The sequence below is a fragment of the Methanolobus sp. ZRKC2 genome (genome assembly GCF_045291185.1).
Classification (GTDB): Archaea; Halobacteriota; Methanosarcinia; order Methanosarcinales; family Methanosarcinaceae; genus Methanolobus.
The window spans coordinates 466,730-485,524 of record NZ_CP146980.1; the positions used below are offsets into that span (position 1 = coordinate 466,730).

20 protein-coding genes and 1 tRNA gene are annotated in these 18,795 nt (G+C 40.4%); 10 read left to right on the top strand and 11 right to left on the bottom strand.

What is annotated here, in order from left to right; genetic code table 11:
* Window positions 1-8 precede the first annotated feature (8 nt).
* A complete protein-coding gene (locus tag V7O62_RS02240; RefSeq protein WP_406657393.1) occupies window positions 9-962 on the top strand; it encodes an endonuclease/exonuclease/phosphatase family protein in 954 nt (317 codons plus the stop codon).
* 31 nt (window positions 963-993) lie between these two features.
* On the opposite strand, the gene V7O62_RS02245 is transcribed toward V7O62_RS02240, so the two are convergent.
* Window positions 994-1,707: a hypothetical protein gene (locus tag V7O62_RS02245; protein ID WP_406657394.1), complete on the bottom strand. Its 714-nt coding sequence runs from the start codon at window positions 1,705-1,707 to the stop codon at window positions 994-996.
* A 695-nt stretch (window positions 1,708-2,402) separates the two neighbouring features.
* On the opposite strand from V7O62_RS02245, the gene V7O62_RS02250 reads away from it, so the two are divergent.
* From V7O62_RS02250 to V7O62_RS02285, 8 genes are all read left to right on the top strand, one after another.
* On the top strand, window positions 2,403-2,654 hold the full coding sequence (locus tag V7O62_RS02250) for a hypothetical protein (RefSeq protein ID WP_406657395.1): 252 nt from the start codon (window positions 2,403-2,405) through the stop codon (window positions 2,652-2,654).
* Window positions 2,655-2,679: 25 nt separating this feature from the next.
* Window positions 2,680-3,927, top strand: a complete 1,248-nt coding sequence (locus V7O62_RS02255) for a hypothetical protein (protein WP_406657396.1) — start codon at window positions 2,680-2,682, stop codon at window positions 3,925-3,927.
* Between the two features lie 4 nt (window positions 3,928-3,931).
* Window positions 3,932-4,240 carry a hypothetical protein gene (locus V7O62_RS02260; RefSeq protein ID WP_406657397.1) on the top strand — a complete coding sequence of 103 codons (309 nt, stop codon included), beginning with the start codon at window positions 3,932-3,934 and terminating at the stop codon, window positions 4,238-4,240.
* 2 nt (window positions 4,241-4,242) lie between these two features.
* A complete protein-coding gene (locus V7O62_RS02265) occupies window positions 4,243-4,431 on the top strand; it encodes a hypothetical protein (RefSeq protein ID WP_406657398.1) in 189 nt (62 codons plus the stop codon).
* The gene (locus tag V7O62_RS02270) at window positions 4,428-4,583 is read left to right on the top strand and encodes a hypothetical protein (RefSeq protein WP_406657399.1); all 156 of its coding nucleotides are present in this window, start codon (window positions 4,428-4,430) and stop codon (window positions 4,581-4,583) included. Before V7O62_RS02265 ends, V7O62_RS02270 begins: the two co-directional genes overlap by 4 nt.
* Window positions 4,584-4,757: 174 nt before the next feature.
* The gene (locus V7O62_RS02275; RefSeq protein ID WP_406657400.1) at window positions 4,758-4,931 is read left to right on the top strand and encodes a hypothetical protein; all 174 of its coding nucleotides are present in this window, start codon (window positions 4,758-4,760) and stop codon (window positions 4,929-4,931) included.
* An 88-nt stretch (window positions 4,932-5,019) separates the two neighbouring features.
* Entirely contained in the window at window positions 5,020-5,769 is a 750-nt protein-coding gene (locus V7O62_RS02280) for a zonular occludens toxin domain-containing protein (protein WP_406657401.1), read from the top strand.
* Window positions 5,762-5,974 (top strand): hypothetical protein, encoded by a 213-nt coding sequence (locus V7O62_RS02285; protein WP_406657402.1) that lies wholly within the window; start codon window positions 5,762-5,764, stop codon window positions 5,972-5,974. Before V7O62_RS02280 ends, V7O62_RS02285 begins: the two co-directional genes overlap by 8 nt.
* Window positions 5,975-6,369: 395 nt before the next feature.
* Here V7O62_RS02285 and V7O62_RS02290 read toward each other — a convergent pair whose 3' ends face one another.
* The 6 genes from V7O62_RS02290 to V7O62_RS02315 form a co-directional block, all read right to left on the bottom strand.
* Window positions 6,370-7,281, bottom strand: coding sequence for a tyrosine-type recombinase/integrase (locus V7O62_RS02290; protein ID WP_406657403.1), 912 nt, complete (start codon window positions 7,279-7,281; stop codon window positions 6,370-6,372).
* A 138-nt stretch (window positions 7,282-7,419) separates the two neighbouring features.
* A tRNA-Glu gene (locus V7O62_RS02295) sits at window positions 7,420-7,494 on the bottom strand.
* A gap of 70 nt (window positions 7,495-7,564) precedes the next feature.
* Entirely contained in the window at window positions 7,565-7,915 is a 351-nt protein-coding gene (locus V7O62_RS02300) for an Lrp/AsnC family transcriptional regulator (protein ID WP_406657404.1), read from the bottom strand.
* Window positions 7,916-7,939: 24 nt separating this feature from the next.
* Window positions 7,940-8,164 carry an LSM domain-containing protein gene (locus V7O62_RS02305; protein ID WP_406657405.1) on the bottom strand — a complete coding sequence of 75 codons (225 nt, stop codon included), beginning with the start codon at window positions 8,162-8,164 and terminating at the stop codon, window positions 7,940-7,942.
* A 134-nt stretch (window positions 8,165-8,298) separates the two neighbouring features.
* Window positions 8,299-8,670 (bottom strand): DUF3467 domain-containing protein, encoded by a 372-nt coding sequence (locus V7O62_RS02310; RefSeq protein WP_406657406.1) that lies wholly within the window; start codon window positions 8,668-8,670, stop codon window positions 8,299-8,301.
* 76 nt (window positions 8,671-8,746) lie between these two features.
* On the bottom strand, window positions 8,747-11,224 hold the full coding sequence (locus V7O62_RS02315; RefSeq protein WP_406657407.1) for a DUF5814 domain-containing protein: 2,478 nt from the start codon (window positions 11,222-11,224) through the stop codon (window positions 8,747-8,749).
* 114 nt (window positions 11,225-11,338) lie between these two features.
* On the opposite strand from V7O62_RS02315, the gene V7O62_RS02320 reads away from it, so the two are divergent.
* Window positions 11,339-12,169: an RAD55 family ATPase gene (locus tag V7O62_RS02320; RefSeq protein ID WP_406657408.1), complete on the top strand. Its 831-nt coding sequence runs from the start codon at window positions 11,339-11,341 to the stop codon at window positions 12,167-12,169.
* Between the two features lie 47 nt (window positions 12,170-12,216).
* Here V7O62_RS02320 and V7O62_RS02325 read toward each other — a convergent pair whose 3' ends face one another.
* The 4 genes from V7O62_RS02325 to ileS all read right to left on the bottom strand — a co-directional run bounded on the left by V7O62_RS02325 (window position 12,217) and on the right by ileS (window position 18,055).
* On the bottom strand, window positions 12,217-13,014 hold the full coding sequence (locus V7O62_RS02325) for an MTAP family purine nucleoside phosphorylase (protein ID WP_406657409.1): 798 nt from the start codon (window positions 13,012-13,014) through the stop codon (window positions 12,217-12,219).
* Window positions 13,001-14,125, bottom strand: a complete 1,125-nt coding sequence (locus V7O62_RS02330) for a DUF373 family protein (protein ID WP_406657410.1) — start codon at window positions 14,123-14,125, stop codon at window positions 13,001-13,003. Before V7O62_RS02330 ends, V7O62_RS02325 begins: the two co-directional genes overlap by 14 nt.
* Window positions 14,126-14,228: 103 nt before the next feature.
* A complete protein-coding gene (locus V7O62_RS02335; protein WP_406657411.1) occupies window positions 14,229-14,855 on the bottom strand; it encodes a 6-hydroxymethylpterin diphosphokinase MptE-like protein in 627 nt (208 codons plus the stop codon).
* A 14-nt stretch (window positions 14,856-14,869) separates the two neighbouring features.
* Entirely contained in the window at window positions 14,870-18,055 is a 3,186-nt protein-coding gene (gene ileS / locus V7O62_RS02340; protein WP_406657412.1) for an isoleucine--tRNA ligase, read from the bottom strand.
* Between the last annotated feature and the right edge of the window lie 740 nt (window positions 18,056-18,795).

Genomic DNA, 18,795 nt, shown 5'->3' on the forward strand with positions numbered 1-18,795 from the left:
CTAAAAACATGAACCTCAAAACGATAGCCATTCTCATTCTAATATCACTAACATTAGGCTGTATTTCTGAAGATACAGACCAGACAATTGAAGAGATAACCAACCAGGTTGAAGAAGTAACAGTATCCTTCCAGGAAGAACCTGAAGAAACACAAAAAGAAGAACAATTACCCACTCCACCCTCAGAAAACGAAATTTTGAGAATAGGAGCCTTCAACGTCCAGGTATTCGGTGTCTCAAAAGCCGATAAACCCGAGGTAATGGAAGTCCTGGCAGACATCATCAGAACCCACGATATAATAGCCATCCAGGAAATCCGCGACAAGTCACAAACTGCCCTTCCTGAGCTGGTAGATCTAGTCAACTCTGATGGTTCAAACTATGAATACGTTGTCAGTGAAAGACTCGGCAGAACAAGCTCAAAGGAACAATATGCCTACGTTTTCAACAGCAACGTAGTAGAACTAATAGGAGATCCTCAAACCTACCCAGAACCAGAGAACACAGATCCTTTCCACAGACAGCCATACATAGCACCATTCAAAGCAACTGCAGGTAACTATGATGCAGTTCTCATAGTCATCCACACAGATCCTGATGAGGCCACAGAAGAGATCAATGCACTTGATGATGTTCTGGAATACTCACAAAGCATTTATCCAGATGAACAGGATTTCATAATCATGGGAGATCTCAACGCAGACGGTTCATATTTCGATGAAGATTCTACCTCAGATCTGGATGAATACTACTGGCTGATCGATGACAGTGAGGATACAACAACCAAATCCACAGATTACACCTATGATAGAATAATCCTAACAGACACTTCTGATTTGTATGGCCAGTTTGGTGTTCTCAGGTATGACCTGGAATATAACTTGACAGAAGACAATACAATTGCAGTATCAGATCATTATCCGGTGTATGCTGAGTTTGTAATTAATGAAGATGGTGATTGACCTTGCTGTCTGGTTTGTTAGGAATTTACATTTATTCTTTTTCTGTTATGGATAGAATATGTTCTTCTTTCAACCTTATTTTTTTATCTCCTTTTAAGAGAATTAAATAATCATTGTGCTTTAAAATTGTTCCTTCGAGAGGCTCATCACAATCTTTAATCCTAATTTTAACATCAGAATAAGAACTGTTGGTATAACCAATTAAAGCAGCTACAACAGAAGTTGTTAATAGCGTTGCTAAAATCAATAAGACCATAATCGATAAAATTAGCATTTCTATGACAGGGTTTTCTAAATTAAGTAGTGTTAGTAAGTATAAAATGAAGGTAGCAGTAATTACGATTGTATAAGATAAAATCAATATTTTTTTTTCGTTGCATTCTTTAATGTTTTTATTTGTAAATAATCCAGGTCTTTCTTTTAATGCTTCTGCTAGTTTATTAGTTCTTTGGAAAATTCTTAATGAACTACATAAATAGATAATACTAAAAACAAGAATTAATCCACCTACAATTGAAGAATTACTCTTTTCATTTATTAATTGAGAAAAAATAATAATGGAAATTGTGGATAGTATTAAAGGTATTAGAATGAAAAAAATGATAAATATACAACCATATTGATATATTTCTTCTTTTTTTACTTTATAAGGTAAATAATTGTTGAAAGATAAACCATACCAATAAACTATAAGTCCTAAAATAAGTAGGGTAACATAAGTTGAAATAAGCGTTTCAAATTGCATATACATAATAAATATTTTAATCTATAAAAAATTGCTGCAAAAATGTAAATTGAATTTGAAGTTTCTCATTTATCCCGAAGGGCTCCGGCGAAGCCGGCACATCCCAAAAAGATGAACAAAAATAATCCATTTATCCTGGTTCTCTTTTCACTCATCATGGAAATTCCTGTAACTACTAATCATTAAGGCTGGTCCCCCTCAGGGACCTCTCCCTGGAAGGGAGACCTGCCTTTATGTTTTGTCTTTACCTTTCCTGAAGATATCCCCAAAGATTCCAAGACCCAGCCTGTAAGATTTCCTGGAACACTCTCTTACAGATCTATTGAACCATTGAAAGAATCTCCCTGCAGACTCCCTTGAAAACAATCTCCTAAATTTCCCCAGAGGGGTCCTCATAACAAATCTTAGCCTTGCGGCCTGCGAGGACCTACCGGACCGGAGCAAATGAGCGTTCACGCAGATGTACAAGGACATGAAAAGGGAGTCTCATTCAGTGGATAACTATCCCCGCGTGAATGTGACTTGTGTAGCCAGTTGCATTGACGCACCATCCTTTTAGTAGTGGCGCTTTGCGGATGCAATACGTCACGATAACTCTTTGTAACTTCTTTTATGTGTTTAACTTTTCTTGAATATTTGGTTTGTTTATATGCAAACATCTTCTTACTGTTCTTTACCCAATGGAGGGTGATAGTATGTCCGAAGAAAATGGAAACGGAAACGGTAAGAAAATTCTTGTGCCTTTTATGGGCGGTAAAGTTGTGATAAAAGAAGGTGGATCTTTCCAGGATAATAAAACAGGCAATCTTGTTGAATACGGTCCTTGCGTTGATCTGTCTGCTATTGTGGATTCTAAAAAGCGTGTAGATCCTGGCACATTTAAGAACATGATCGAAGCGGTTTCAAAGCATCCTGATGCAATGAAAGCCGTAACAGCTCTTGCTTAACTCCACTTAGTAAGAGGGCCATCGTATGCCAACCATCAAACCTATTTTGTTTTTTCTGGCTCTCTTACTTTTAATTATTCCTGCTTCTGCTGAAGATTATGTTGGATATTGTTATGCCTATGATGATGGTTCTGTACAGTCCACTTTTTCAGTATATGATTCCCCTTCAAGTTTAACTTCTATCGCTTATGTGTCTGCTTCTCCTTCCAGTTCTACTTATACATACATAGAAACGGATTATTTTACTGATGTACCTGTATATGATTTTCTTAGTCCTGATGATGGTATTAAGTTTCGTATGACTGGTGATGCTTCAAGTGACAAGTATTTGTTTTATAATCCTACAGCTGACCAGATCGCTACAATATCAGGTCGTGTTGTGTGGCAGGGTAAATATGTATCTAGCAGTGGTAACAGGCATGTTAGAGGCTACCTGTATATCGAAAGTTATTCGATTGTAGAGCCTGATTATGATAGTGTCAGCTTTGCCTACGAAGAAGAAAAACCAGCTACCTGGATAACTGTAGATTATTTCATTGATGGTGTTGAGTCCGATTATGAAGAACAGTTCCCTGGTGGCATATGGGAATATGATTATGAATATTCTCTATTGTATTCTTACATAGATCCCCGGTCCTTGATAACTTATGAAAGCAAATATCCGGTTAACAATGCCAGCGGTAGCCATGATTATTATATCCCGGTGTTCTCTTCAGATCCCTGGTTAATAACTGTAGATCTTGTTGAAACATTAACTGTTACTAATCATTGGGGTTCTCTGTCTGCTGTAACTGAGGTGAATGATACAGTATTGGCATCTGATTCATTGAGCGTTACATCCAGTGCTAATAATACGAATCCTGACGAACCGGAAGATCCACCTGATGAACCCAATGACCCACCAATTGATAATCCCATAGATATCCCTGATGATCCTTTTCCAGATCCTATTCCTGGTGATAATCAGACAGGTGAGTATAACAGTACTTTCCTGAGTGGGTATTATTCCACTGTGGATAACATTACAGGTGCTTTCTTTACTCCTGTAGAGGGTGGTTTTACCTGGCTACTTTATCCTGTGACAACCTTTAATGATTCTGTTGGATCCACTGTTATAATGGTGGAAAATTCCACTGCTGAAATGGAAGAATATACTCCTGTAGTTGCTTCCATCATGAATCCTTTGATAAACTCTATGCCTCCTAAAGTTCAGGCTCTTGTAACGTATAATCTGCTTTGGGTGCTTGTAATTATGATCTTCAGGAGGAAATAGATCTATGGTGGATCTCCTGAACATTGATTTTGAGCAGTTCCTTAGAGAATTGTTATTCGCTCTAATCTATCCGTTTAAAGTGATACTAGAATCAATCTGGGGAATAATTTCCCTGTTGATAGGTTCTTTTGTCGGGCTGGTTGGCAATTTCTTTGCATTGTTCAATGCACTTTACACCCTGGTTGTTACCTTCTTTACTGCGTGGATCCCGTCGCCCTGGCTAGTGCCTATCGTATCCATGCTCATTATTGCGCTTGTTCTGCGCTTGTATTGGTTCCTGAAAGATGTCTCTATTCATGGGTATAAGGTGTAAAAATGTCAGATCTTGTACTCCTCATGAACTTCTGGTCACAAGTGGTTGCACAAATATTCATGATGCTGGATTCTGTCTATTTCGGAGATCATTCAATTCTAAACATACTCTGTGCTTTCGAATTTGCCAGTATAACGATATGGGGTGTCTTTGCACTTGTCGAAACACACAAAGGCGGTGATAGTGATTGAATTTATCAGATAATCTCTTTAATGCCACAATTGCGGATTCAACATATCCCTGGGGACAGGATGTTATAATCGCATTGTTGCTAGTGATCGCATTCTGTCAGATCCTACAAACTTTCTACGTGCTCTACAGGAGGACCTCACGCCATGACTAGTTCAGGTGTTATGGATATTATAACTAGCTTCCTGGGGGCTCCCATGACTGACATGGAGCGTATAATCTTCATGCTTATAGCCGGTTGCTTCCTGGTCATCTTTACCGTTGGCTTCCTGGATCTCTTCAAACTCATTGGTTCCAAAATAAGCGGTGGGGGGAGGTGATAAAGGAAATGGGAACACAAGAAATGCTCGACAATCTGTCAATAGTTATCACTTGGTTTATCAGTCTTGCAACTGATGTCATGATGCTATTCCTGGAAATGCCTCTCGTGATCTTCACGGCTGCATCTGTAGTTGCTGTCGCTTTCGGACTTGTCCGTAAATTCTTCAGAGCTAAAAAGTAACGATGGGTTCAGGGGGAAACTATGATCTTTCTGATCAATTGGTTATGGCTTCCTTCTGGACCAGAACCCTATTTTAGGAGGCTGTTACGTGTTTAATATATTGCTGTTTTTCCTGAGTATGATTTATGTCTACTGGGCTCCTCCCAGGAAAGGAAAGACTTATTCCTGTACTGATGATGCACTTAGGAAAATGGAAGAATTCCATAAAAAGAGAAAAAAGGATCCTGATTTCAAAGGAAGGGTATTTTCGAATTATCCCATTAAACATCCAAAACTTGGCTTCTGTGATGTCTGGTTTCCTCATATGTGTGAATGGCCTATCTATGATAGTGAAATATACATTGATGAGGCTTACAGGGACTTTAACAGCAGGAAACATAAGATGTTTTCAGATGAGGAACACCTTTTCTTTTCAACCAATGGCCATAATGGAAATAACATAAACCTGATTGCTCAAAATCCCGCCAGGATAGATCTTATTATTCGTGAAATGACAGACACTTTCTTTTATGTCAAAAAGACCGAAATTCCAATAATTGGCCGTCCTCTTTGGTTCACTCTGGATGCATACCTTTGTGAAGACGACTTCAAACGTCGTCATATGGATCCTGATGCTCTGTATAATCGCACTCATAAGATCTTCAGGCCAAAGGTGGCAAAGGCATATGATACACACTATTTCCGTAAGGCCTGTGATCAGGAACCAGAGTTCATTAATTGGGCTGAAAACTTAGATCTTGATGATCCTATAAATGAAATGGAGCAATCAAAATTTAGAAACGTGTACATATGGCTTTACAATAAGGTGAGATCTCCGGAGCTGGTGAAAGATGAATAATAGTTCCCTGGTGCAATATGGATCTGATTTCCTTGTATCCAATAATGAGGTTTTCCTTTCTCACTCTTTTGTCCTGGAATATCAGAAAGTAATGCTTGTCATGTTCCTGATGGGATTTCTCATAGGATCCGGGTTTACTGTCCTGGTAACACTCTATGCAGAGAAAATTCGGGAAAAGCTGGATAGTATGTGTACAAGTGGGTAATTATCCCTTTTGTACAGCTATACTTTTTTATTTTTACGGCTGATATTATTTTAACTGTATTGCTAGGTTTGGTTTTCTTTTGTTCCGGAACAGCTCATCAACGCAGCTGCAGAAAGATCCAGGGAAATTTAAAATTGCCTTTTTGGGTTAATTCTGGATATCCGGGTTATAGGTTGCACACTCCCAGGAAGCCAGGCTTCAGCCTGGCTTCCCTATGCTCCTTATACCGAAGGAAAAAGCGACGTATGGTTGAAAGACTGATATCGAAAAAAACTATTTTAGAATGTCTCATTTTTCCGTGAAATCTTATCAAGAAATTAGTGGAAAAAACTCTGTTACGATCTTGTTAAAATTGCAATCTCGGTTTTTTAGGTATCTATTGGCACTAATTTTGTTTAATAGCATAACAATGGTGGTGCAGTGTATTCAAAGCATGTTCTTACTTCATTGTCTATCAAATCTTCAGGCTCCAGATAATTATCTTTCCAGGCTTTATCTGATAATGAATCCCCTCTTAGGAGCTGAAGGAAAATAGAAGGCATTCCATTTTTAGTAAAATGATGTGTCATGAATTTTCGGAAACAATGTGTCGTTAGTCTTCTCTCTGATGGGCCATTGGGGTCGTGTAAGCCCACAGGTTCAGCAAACTCTTGTATTATCTTGTTTGGATCGTTTTTGTTTAATCTGCGGCCATTCTCGGCGATCCAGAGGTATGGACTATCATAGATATTGTGTTGATTATACCAGTCGAAATATGCTTCCATAACAATTTCTAATTCAATATCCATTAGAATAATCTGATTGTATCGTTTTTCTTTCTGCGGTAATTTTATCATTTTCCGCTGAAAATCAACATCATCTTTACGCAGATCTAGAAATTCTTGCTTGCGTGGTCCTCCCCTAGCAAAAACCATTATCATTGCAATTACGTCTATTCTGTCATCTGGTATTGAATTAAGAAGCATTCTCATTTGATCTACTGATAACAATTGTTTTCGTTTTGATTTGTTAGGTTTATCTAAATACCATTTCCGAAAGGGTAAAACAGGGTTAGCAATTGCTATTTTCTTGTATATCAGATATTCATAAAAAGTACTTATAGCAGAAAAATAAGTCTTCTGTGTCTTAATTACTAGCTTTCTTTTTTGCAATGTTTCCAGGTATATTTCCAATTCATCTGAGGTTACTGTTTCAGGTTCTGGAAACAAATTTAAAAATTCGCCTACTGTACTCTTGTAGCCTTCCAGAGTTCTTTCTGTTCTGCCTCTTAGTTTACAGTTTCGTAAAAAGTCGTCTAGTAATTCCACTCATACCACCGTTTTTTAAGTGGTACATATACATTTTGTTTACATATTTAAAATCATTCTATGTAAATTAAATAAGTCTAAATAGAAAAACACATTATAGAGGCTTAATTATAAAAAATTATTGTAAAAAAAGGGATATGCTCCGGCCGGGATTCGAACCCGAGTCTTCGGCTCGAAAGGCCGGAATGATTGGCCGGACTACACTACCGGAGCACGTCGATTTCGCTTTAGACAAGCGACTCCAACATAGTAGATATCCTTATTAAAGGTTTCGCCTGAAACACTACATTTCGGCTGATTCCTCATCTTCATTTTGAAGATTCATTACCCAAAAGCTAAGCTTTTCACATGTTTCAGGCTGACAGGCATCCCTGCAACCTGCACATGGTGAGAATACTTCTCCTGCCATGAGAAGCTCAAAAACAGGTTTCTTCTCTTCCTTAACCTTCAGCAGATAGGTCCTGGCACCGTTAGCTACTGCAGGCTCCCGGGTGATCAGGTCATCTTCCAGAAGTTTAGATACAATCCTGGAACATTTGCGACTATCGATATCAAGCATCTTCCAGAGTTGGTTCTGAAAAACGCCTTCCTTCTGATCGCGAATAACATTTAAAGCAGTTTCTTCAACACTCATGTCCATTTCCACTACATTTGAAGTTTACTCTTCCAGAGGGATGACAAGAATGATATTGTTTCCGCGTAAAACCACAGAACCAAGTGATCTTAATCGTTCGCCGTCAGCAATCTCAACAGTATCAAGAAGATGGAGGTTCATGTAGTCGTCTGCACTGTTAAGAGTTCCTTCAAGCAGATGAAGGTCGCCTTTCATTTCAACCTGGACTTTCGATCCAATCAATTTCTGGACTTTCTTATTAGGGAACAAAATTAATCCTCACATCATTTCTAAAATACGAATTTAAAATTCAAAGTATAGGCTCTTACAATAATACAATCTAATATTTATCACTAGCGATTTAACCTTTATCCATCCGTGAATCTGCAACAAAAATATATATTTCAGGTGTAACCCTGAATATCTGTACTGTCCTGTAATGTTGTATCAGATTCTTTCTTTGGGCTCACATGTGCCTTTTTGATAGGTCCGAACATTGCTTCGTAATCCCTGACATGCTGGTTAAGCCACTTAGATAATTCAAGAGCAGCCAATGGAGACATAATAACTTCAGTTTCAAGCTTTCTCTGGATAACCTGTTCTTCTCCTGCTTTAGAAGCAGGCAAAGGCATATCATTATAAAACCCGATCCTGAAATCATAAGGACTGTGTCCCCCCACGGCACCTATGGAATAGACTTGTTTGAAATCTTCCGGTTTGTGGAGTTCGATCCTGACCTTCCTTTTTGCCTTGTTGTCTTCTGCTTGTTCACTCATGTTAATGATTCCTTGTAAACTGCCTGTACTATAACAGTAAGCATTACTTTAAAGGATTGTGATATGTTTAAGATAACTAACCTTCTATCTGCTTTTTCAATTTGCGGGTCTTGGATGCTATTTCTTTTTTAGAATAAGCTTTTGCTATCATCTCTACTGCATCAAGGTTTCGGACCACATTGTCAAGATACCCCAAAACGTCACCGGGATAGGCAGTTATACCATAAAGGTTCTCAAGCTTCCTGACAATTCCCGCAGGATCGTATCCTTCAGTACGGATTGAAATGATCTTTTCAGAGAACTTGTGTTCCGCACAGCCGCAGTAAGGAGAATCCCTGCAACTGCATGTCATAAAATCAGATGCAAACTGGAACAACTGGTCCCGAAGGCTTATTTCCAGTTTTCCCATATTCTCCCCTTCAAAAAGTATGTCCAGAGAAGCACCCTGGAAAACACGGGACGGCAGGTTGATGTTCAATGCAGCTGATATTCTGGCGGCATATTTAAAGTATACTGCATCAAAAAATTCCAGGTTAGAAACAGTTGTCAGGGGATCCTGATCCATCAATACGGCATCACGTATCAGAAATGCCCTTGAGACCGAGAGGAAATGACCCGCAGCTATCTTACCGAATCGAGTCAGTGAGATTTTATCTCCTTTTCTGTGAAGGAATTTGTGCCTTTCGAGATTTTTCAGCAAGACATCCACATTGTAATCTGCAAGCATGTTTCCATGTATTCTTCGAAGGTCATTCACAGAAGATGTTACAGCCGCAGTTGCAAGGATCTCTTCTATTTTCTCCTCTTCTCCATAATCGACTCTTGTGTGCAACATCTCTCCTTTAAGCAATTTCAGGGCTACTGCGTCTTCAGTATCGCCCTGGTCGCCTGTATATCTCTTGCTCGGCACTGCAAGCAGAACTACTTCACCTCTGTCATGATAATCCGGCCTTCCGGCACGTCCCAGCATCTGGAGGAATTCCTGCATGTTGAGCCATTCTATACCCATGGCAAGGGATTCGAATATAACCTGAGAGGCAGGAAAATCCACTCCTGCTGCCAGGGCAGCTGTTGTCACAACCACAGGGAGCTTTCCTTTGCCAAAGCTGATCTCGACTTTCTTACGTTCCTCACTGGTAAGCCCCGCATGATAGGGTGCCGAATACATTGGAATGGCTTCGGAAATACGATGACAGTTGCGTCGTGAGTTTGTAAAGATGATAGTCTGGCCTTTATGGCCTTTTGACGATACTTTGCTGAACTCATTCCTTACAAGACGAGTCATTATCTTAATTTTGGAATGCTCGGGGCAGAGAATGAGATGTCTCTCTATGGGCACAGGACGATATTCATATTCTATAAGGTGTGCACCAAGTTGTTTTGCCATTAGAGCCGGCTTTGCGACCGTTGCAGAAAGATAAATGAACTGAGCGCCAGGTGCAACATATTTGAGCCTTGCTATCACACCATCAAGCCGGTGTCCGCGCTCTGCATCCTCTATGGTGTGAACTTCATCTACAACTATCGTACCGATATGCCCCAGCATGTCAGCACCGCCGGTCCTGAGGATATAATCTATTCCTTCATATGTCCCGACAATGATATCGGAATCAAGGGTTCTTCTTGACTTATCATTCCTGGATACTTTTATACGAGCACTCCCGACTCTTACGGATGTCTGTATACCCAGACCTGAATATCTATTTGTGAACTGGTCGTATTTCTGGTTTGCAAGTGCCACAAGGGGCACCAGATAGAGAAGTTTTCCTTTCTTTCTGAGTATATTTTCGATTCCTGCAAGTTCTCCTATCAATGTTTTACCTGTCGCGGTGACAGAAGTCACAAGCTGGTTCTGTCCTTTAAGCAGGCCGCTTTTAACTGAAAGGGATTGAACAGGAAGCAGGGTATCTGATTTCTTTAAAAGAAGTTCTTTGAATTTCCTGTGGACAGGAAGATCTTTTATTTTCGAACCTGAAATATTCCTGCTGGCAGCTATGGAATCGAAGCGTGTAAGCTCATGATCCAGTTCTTCCGGACTGAGCATAAGCAGGGTACGATCAAGGTCACGGGTCTTCAGTAAAACAGATTCCAGCCTTTCACAGGCTTCATCGCTGTAATACACCTGTGAACTCATAAGAACTCTGGAGAGCTCTTCTCTTGCACATTCCTCACATATTTTCTCCCTGTGATACCGGACAGACCTTCTGTTCAGGAAATTGAACATATTCTTTAAGAGGCAAAACCTGCAGACACTCACGATATCCGCGCTTAGCTGGAAGCCCTGCAACATTTCAACAATAGCTGCTGTCTGTTCTTTATCTCCTTCCTTTGCAATAATTATGCGTTCTGCACTGCGCAGAAGTTCCGTCATCTCCGAGGGAGGATGAAACTCTTCCTTATTATCCTTTTCAACCTTGAATTTGTGAGGTCTTGGTCCACTGGCAGTATTCTTGACTACCAGTTCCCCTACAAATAGCGGTTTTTTCTTCTTGTCCTTTATCGGCAGGACGGTTATTTTTGCTTTTTCGGCAATAATTAATATCCAGAGAGTCATCTGCGTTCTCAGATAGTACAGTGGGTATAAATAGTATTGGATTTATAAAAAGCAAAAGCTAAAAATATAAAAAACAATATATTAGTTATTGCTTAAAGGGGCTGGTAAATTTTGATGAATAATCCTATTGCAGCTAGTACTGTCACTCCCGATGAACAGGGTGAAGAGTACGGAGAAACAGCATCATTGTATGACAGCCTCAAAAGACCGGCTTCCGATGACATGATATCTCAGGATGGTTTACTGTTGCTTTCTACAGGCATAAATGTGCTTGACAGAAACCTTGGAGGAGGTTTGCCTGCAGGTTCATTGTCCTATTTTTCAGCTGACCCGCGATCCATGTCTGAAGTTTTCCTTTATCAATTTACCCAGTCGCGTAAGACATTCTACTTCACCACAGGCCGCAAGCCCAAATACGTACTCAATGATATCATAAATCTTGGTTTTGATCCGGGAAACATAATCTTTGTTGATGTTTACAGTGAATATTTTTTCAGTTCATGCGGAGAAATGGTCGAAAGCGTAGGCAACGAGTATATGGACTCAAAGATAATTGAGTTCACCGAATATAATCTTCACAATATTGCAAATGATTCCAGTGATGAACTTATTAACATTATCATCGACTCTTTTTCCTTTTTCATGAACCTGAATGTAAATCCCGGAATCATTCGTCAGCTTACAAATGTTATCTACGAAATCACCAAAGAAATACAATGCCTTACTTATCTTTATGGCCATAAAGGCAGTAATTCGGAAAAGATGGATAACGAAGCTTTTGCATCTGTTGATGTAATCTTTGATTCCTCACTTGAAAAAGGACCTGATAAACTGGTAAGTAAACTTGCCATCCCGAAAATAAGAGGTATGGTGCCAGATGCTGATGTCATTAAATTCAAGATTGGGGAAGGTGTGCAGATAGATACTTCAAGAGATATAGCCTGAACTTCGTGACAATAAAAGATTTAGAAAAATCTGCTTGGAATTCATCGCTAAAGGCAAGCATCAGTCATTGATTCACTGCAATGGCAATTTCGGTTTTCGGGAATTTGCTCGATTGCCTCCATAATAACGTCGAACAACAATTCCCTTTTTTCCTGAAGGATATTAACAACCTCTGATGCGGTTACTTTTTTCTCATCCATTCCACAGGCATTATTGGTCACAGTACAAACAGAAGCATAACAGAGTTTCAATTCTTTTGCCAGAACGACTTCAGGCACCCCGGTCATTCCCACGAAATCACCGAACTGACTCATCATTCTTATCTCTGCCCTTGTTTCAAACCTTGGTCCTTCGGTGCAGACATAGACTCCTTCTGAAAAACCCATCTTCCTCTTTTTCAGTACGCTTTTAAAAGTCTGCCTGATCTGCGGGCAATACGGCTCTGTCATGTCTACATGAGCTGTTATGTCATCGTAAAATGTAGAGATTCTGTTTCTGGTAAAATCAAGGAAATCCTCAGCAAGTACAATACTGCCGATTGGGTGATTTTTCATTGTACCCACGGAATTTACAGAGATTATTCTCTCAACTCCAAGCTGTTTGATTGCCATAACAATGGCCCGATAATTTATCCTGTGGGGAGGAACATGCTTTGCTCCATCTGCATGCCTTGGTACAATGACAACATTCCTGCCATTGCCTTTAGTGAAATAAGCATTAACGTTCCCGAAAGGTGTTTCAAGCAGGCTGCTTTCAGAGTCACGTGGCAGGAAAGTACTGACACCTCCGATTATTGCAATGTCCGGGGCAGATTCCTCAGGACTCATATCTTTAAGAGTCTGCATCAGCCGACCCTACCAGACCTTTTTTCTCTTCTACTTTGATATTCGTGGATATCTTAATTCCCAGAAGAGCTATGATTATGGCAGCTACAATGGAGTAAACAAAATACTGTACACCTTCCTGCGAATCAAGGGAATCACTTCCAATGACTGGATTTATGGATATCAGGTATGTACTTGCACCCCAGAAGAGCAGACCCATTGAGATTGCAAAGAAAGCAGGTATCACATACTTGAAAATTGACTTTCCACTCTTTTTGCAATCGATTATTTTTCCTAAATCTGCAAACAGAATTGCTCCTGTGTACAGCCATATAGTAGTGTTTATGAAAACAGTAGCCAGAGGAACTATTCCATAGTACCAGATACCTTCACTGGTGTAAAGTTTCCAGACATTTACTAGTCCCAGAATGGTTGCAAGCAGGAATATAATACCTGCTGTAGCATAGGTAACAAAGGTTATTCTTCCGGAATAGAAAGAATCCTTCAGGCGTTCCCAGAATACCGAGACAGAATCCCCGAATCCACGGTACAGCATGTAAAGACCTACTGCTGCAAGTATTCCGATGATAGCTCCTTCAGGATATCTTATCAGAAGGAAAAATGCATATATCAATGAAGCCAGGCCCAAGGGTACGAAAAACGTCTGGGATATCTTAGGATCATTGAATGCATGTTTGATAATATAATAAGTACTTTCAAGATTTGCACTCTGCATGACAACTATACGTTTTACAGAGTCTATTTTGATTCTGGACTGGACTATTGGCAACAGTGTTTCATCTTCTGCGCCGTCTGATATAAAAATCGCAGATTCGGCACTGAATTTTTTGAGGATTATGTCCAGTTGGTTGGCTATTTTCTGGTCGGAAATGATGCCGATATTCTTGTCACCTGCAAGAGTTACAATCTCTGCTTTGACGCCTTTTGCCGTCAACTCATCAAGTACCTGAATACCTCCGAAAATAGTATTCGTATCAGAATCCTCGGGGTCTGCTGTGCCAAGCCTTACCGCAGCCTCGATATTTGCTTCCCTGCCAATCAGAGGTCCCCTGATATTGGCTTTTTCTCCCAGATCATTATCTCTGTCAATACAAAGAATAAGCGTTTGCATATAGTTCCAATCCCTATTTAGTAGGGAAATATAAATAGATTCTCATAAAATCGTAACTCTGAAGGACTTATAAAAATAAAGTTAAATACAGAATATAATATCTTCAGAGTATATCCCCTATCAATTTTTTTGCCCATTTGAGTTTCTTTTTCTTTACGGATGTGACATTTTTATCTTCAAAATCAAAGCCTAACAACTTGATATCAGACGCACCAAATTCTTTTGCAAGGAATACACATCTATCACCGTCACTGAAGCCTCCGAAATTGTATACATTCTTGAGAGGCGTTGATTGTGTACTTCCAATTATATCATTTAGTAGTGGCACATATCTTTCCAGCTTATCCATATTATCCCCATGTGCATGTACTACAATAATCGATCCCTTTTTGTTGGCTATTATCTCTTTTTCTATGTCTCCGTCAAGATCGGTTACAATGATGTCCGGTATTATATCTCTATCGACCAGACTTGCTGTTGCTCCGTCAGCAGCAATGATAACATAACCAGAAATATCCATGTGGTCAATCCCGGCTCCAAGACCCGGAGCATTGCCACACACAACAACGCTTTTTCCGGCTATCAGCTTTCTAAGAACTGATACATCTGCTGTCTTAGACTGATCCAGCATCCGGGAGAGAAGATGAGCTGCATGCTCATCTTCTTCCCTGCTAAACCCCATATCCCTGAGTATACTCAGGTAGAGGGGTTCCCAAAGTTCGAATTCCATACCTTATATTTCCTTCATTCTCCGTTTGAAGGAGAGATTCCGATGCTGATTGATACACCTTCTACATCCCAATCCTTGGAGAGTGTGCCGGTGGAATCTACATCAAGTCCAATGACCTGTACATCAGCCCTGATCTCTTTTGCGATGTATTGCTCAAGATCGAGTACTAAATCAAGAACTCTTTCATCCTCTATCCTGATGTGTGCCTTGATGGATTCGTCAACTGCAAGATCAAGCTCCTTACGCATATCCTGTACCCTGCGGATAACTTCTCTGGCAAAACCTTCAGATTCTATTTCACGTGTCAGTTTTGCATCCACATAAATGGTACCTGCATCGGATTCTGCACTTGCAGCCATTTCAGGCAGACTCTCCTGGAAATTGACCATATCCGGTGTTACACTTACCTTTTCGCCTCCGGCGATCTCAAGTTCATATTCCCCGGAACTTGCCAGTGCTTTTTTAAGGGCCATCGGATCAGTCTGCTTGATAGAAGCTATGACTTTACCTGCATCTCCCTTGAATACAGGGCCAATAGTACTTGGGTTTGGAATTGCTTCAAATCCTAACTCATCCCATGATCCACCAAGCTCTGCAAGTATGATATCCTTGGAATTTGTCTGGTCCATGAGTACGGACTTAAGACTAATTACAGCATCCACAACTTCTTCTTTGTTTGGAGCTACTATTATGCGGGACACCGGCCACCTAAGTTTTCTTCCCACTTTCTGACGGGCGTTCGACGATGCTTCTACTATTGACCTGACAAGATCCATATGTATTTCCAGTTCCTTGTCCACTAGTGACTCGTCAACAACCGGCCAGTTGTTCATATGAATAGATTCAGGCGCTTCAGCATCCACATTTTTGACCAAATTCTGGTACATTTCCTCTGCAAGGTGAGGCATGAAAGGTGCAATGATTTTTGAGAGTGTAACGAATACTTCATACAGTACCCTGTATACCGCGATTTTGTCAGGGTCATCCGCCTCTACCCAGGTCCTTGGCCTGATAAGTTGTATGTACCATCTGGAGAGATCTTCCAGCACAAATTCGTTGATGGCGCGTATTGCCCTGTGAAGGGTATACTTATCCATTGCTGCGTTGACATCACTGATCAATGACTGTGACCTTGAGAGTATCCATCTGTCTTCTTCACGCATATGAGGTTTAACAGATTCAAGGGATACCTTTGAAGGATCAAACTCATCCAACACCATGTATGGAAGAGGGAAACGGTACACATTCCAGAGGATGTTAAGTGTCCTGTTGATGTTTCCAAGTTCACCGCTGACAAATTTCAAGTCATCCCAGGGAGCACTTGAGGAAAGTACAAAACTGCGTAGTGTGTCAGCACCGAATTGGGCAATAACATCACCAGGAGCAACAACGTTTCCAAGGCTCTTTGACATTTTCTTGCTCTCGCTGTCAAGGGTGAAGCCGTGCATTAATACACTCTTGTAAGGAGCCTTCCCAAAGGCTACCATACTTGCACCAAGTTGTGAGTAGAACCATCCGCGTGTCTGGTCCTGTCCCTCGGTAATGAAGTCTGCAGGCCACCATTTGTCAAATTCTTCCTTTTTCTGGGGGAAACGAAGGGTTGCCCAGGAAGCTACGGCTGAATCGAACCAGACGTCAAATACATCTTCCACACGTTTCATCTTGCCGCCGCATTCGCAGTCAAGCAGAACCTCGTCAACATATGGCCTGTGAAGCTCAATATCCTCGCTCTTTCCTGACATTTCAAGGAGCTCTTCCTTGGTACCTACTACATGCATGTTGGAACAACTGTTACATTTCCAGACAGGTATAGGAATACCCCAGTATCTCTGGCGGGATACACACCAGTCACGTGCACCCTCTATCCAGTCCCTGAATCTTGCAGAACCTGCCCAGTCAGGATACCAGTCTACTTTTTCGATCTCAGAGAGCATCTGGTCCTTAAGGTCCCCTATCTTGATGAACCATTGTTCGGTTGCAAGATAGATGATAGGTGTCTTACAGCGCCAGCAGTGTCCGTATCTGTGAGTGATAGTTCCTTCAGCAAGCAACCTTTCACGTTCGAGAAGGTCTTCGACGATGACTTTATTCGCTTCACGAATATGCATGCCGGTATATTCTCCTGCTGCTTCGGTATAGCGTCCGTCAGAACCTACAGGACAGAATATGGGAAGATTATTCTTCTTTCCTACTTCAAAGTCATCCATACCATGTCCTGGAGCAATATGTACACAGCCCGTATTCTCAGCTGTTACAAAATCCGCAAGATAGATGCCATGTTCCATTGCTGCCTGTTCCGGTACAAGATCAAATAGCGGACTTTCATATGAAAGGGAAGTAAGATCTTCACCGAGCATTGTGTCAAGTACTTCATAGTCCGCATATCTTCCTTTCCTGAGCACATCTTCTACAAGCTGAGATGCAACTATGAGTATCTCTTCTTTACCATCGGATGTCACAGCTTTTACTTTTGAATATTCAAAGGAAGGATGCACTGCTACTGCAACATTTGAAGGAATGGTCCACGGTGTTGTAGTCCATATAACAACAAAAGTATTATCTTCTCCCTTTATTTTGAATTTGACAAATATCGAAGGGTCTGTGCGGTCTTCATACTCTACTTCGGAATCTGCAATGGCAGTTTCACATCTCGGACACCAGTTTACCACACGTTTACCCTGCTCCAGCAGCTTTTTCTCCTGGGCCTGCTTAAGGGTCCACCATGCTGCCTCAATGTACTCATCACGCAGCGTCATATATGGATCGTTCCAGTCCAGCCAGGCACCTAGCATCTGGAACTGGTCTGTCATATCATTTTTCTGGCTCAGGGCAAATTCTTTGCATTTTTCGATGAAATTACCGACACCATATTTTTCGATATCTTTCTTGGAAGTAAAACCAAGTACTCCTTCAACTTTTACTTCAATTGGCAGACCATGCATGTCCCACCCTGCACGATCAAGTATATCATAACCATTCATGGAACGGTAACGCAGGATAGAGTCCTTGATGATCTTATTCCATGCAGTACCAAGGTGTATATGGCCTGTAGTATATGGTGGTCCGTCAACGAAAAAGAACCTCTTTCCACCTTTTCTGCGCTCACGTACTTTTGAATAAGCATCTGTTTTTTCCCAGAGTTCATGGATCTTTTTTTCCAGTTTTACCGGGTCATACTGATTAGTAATTTCCTCTATCATGTAAGGTTCTCCTTGCTCAGTTTCAATCTGGATAATCCTACTGCAATATTTAATTTAAATATAATGGATGAATGCCAAGAGTTATTACTTAATCCTATTGAAAATGTGAGCTTGCTTGTTGTGAAAAATAGTTTGAACTGAATTGCTCTGTAGGAACTCAAAGTTTATAGGTGCTAGTAAATTTGATTTGCTGTAGTTATAGCAAATTAGTACTCAGGAAAAATTAAATGAATAAAAATTCATTTCAAATCTATATTTATGAAAATTTTATCGGCGTAGCCGTACTTATACTCAACATGTTTAACCAATGCCAGCAACTTGATCCTGTTCTCTTCAAAATCCTTATCCATCTCCGCTTGCTTAATTTATTGGATTATCCCATGTAAAATATTATATTTGAATGTATAATACTGTTGAGAGATTAAGTCCCGTGATGAGTGGTGATTTTTTTAAGGGAAGCTTGTGGTGTGTAGAGAGATGTGGGAGATGAATTCTAAGGTGGACAAGCCATTTAGCCTGAATTCTCATGTTAGAGAATGAGTACAGTTCTGATTGCAAACAAGAGGGTTGCTGTGATACAAGCGATCTTCTTTGTTGCTGAAACCCAATGACTTTGAGCGAACAATCCTGATTTTTATGAAAAAGTTGGCTTGGTACTTAAACATATATCTATCAACAATGCTGTTTTTGAATTAGCAGGCATTTTTAAAATCATTTGCTTTTGGCCTATCCAGAAAATA

Excerpts from the sequence above, each read along its gene's own strand:
- V7O62_RS02320 (WP_406657408.1), top strand. The coding sequence starts at position 11,339 with ATGAATAATCCTATTGCAGCTAGTACTGTCACTCCCGATGAACAGGGT.
- V7O62_RS02325 (WP_406657409.1), bottom strand. The coding sequence starts at position 13,014 with ATGCAGACTCTTAAAGATATGAGTCCTGAGGAATCTGCCCCGGACATT.
- V7O62_RS02245 (WP_406657394.1), bottom strand. The coding sequence starts at position 1,707 with ATGCAATTTGAAACGCTTATTTCAACTTATGTTACCCTACTTATTTTA.
- V7O62_RS02265 (WP_406657398.1), top strand. The coding sequence starts at position 4,243 with ATGTCAGATCTTGTACTCCTCATGAACTTCTGGTCACAAGTGGTTGCA.
- V7O62_RS02330 (WP_406657410.1), bottom strand. The coding sequence starts at position 14,125 with ATGCAAACGCTTATTCTTTGTATTGACAGAGATAATGATCTGGGAGAA.
- V7O62_RS02285 (WP_406657402.1), top strand. The coding sequence starts at position 5,762 with ATGAATAATAGTTCCCTGGTGCAATATGGATCTGATTTCCTTGTATCC.
- V7O62_RS02240 (WP_406657393.1), top strand. The coding sequence starts at position 9 with ATGAACCTCAAAACGATAGCCATTCTCATTCTAATATCACTAACATTA.
- V7O62_RS02335 (WP_406657411.1), bottom strand. The coding sequence starts at position 14,855 with ATGGAATTCGAACTTTGGGAACCCCTCTACCTGAGTATACTCAGGGAT.
- V7O62_RS02300 (WP_406657404.1), bottom strand. The coding sequence starts at position 7,915 with ATGAGTGTTGAAGAAACTGCTTTAAATGTTATTCGCGATCAGAAGGAA.
- V7O62_RS02310 (WP_406657406.1), bottom strand. The coding sequence starts at position 8,670 with ATGAGTGAACAAGCAGAAGACAACAAGGCAAAAAGGAAGGTCAGGATC.
- ileS (WP_406657412.1), bottom strand. The coding sequence starts at position 18,055 with ATGATAGAGGAAATTACTAATCAGTATGACCCGGTAAAACTGGAAAAA.
- V7O62_RS02275 (WP_406657400.1), top strand. The coding sequence starts at position 4,758 with ATGGGAACACAAGAAATGCTCGACAATCTGTCAATAGTTATCACTTGG.
- V7O62_RS02315 (WP_406657407.1), bottom strand. The coding sequence starts at position 11,224 with ATGACTCTCTGGATATTAATTATTGCCGAAAAAGCAAAAATAACCGTC.
- V7O62_RS02250 (WP_406657395.1), top strand. The coding sequence starts at position 2,403 with ATGTCCGAAGAAAATGGAAACGGAAACGGTAAGAAAATTCTTGTGCCT.
- V7O62_RS02260 (WP_406657397.1), top strand. The coding sequence starts at position 3,932 with ATGGTGGATCTCCTGAACATTGATTTTGAGCAGTTCCTTAGAGAATTG.
- V7O62_RS02255 (WP_406657396.1), top strand. The coding sequence starts at position 2,680 with ATGCCAACCATCAAACCTATTTTGTTTTTTCTGGCTCTCTTACTTTTA.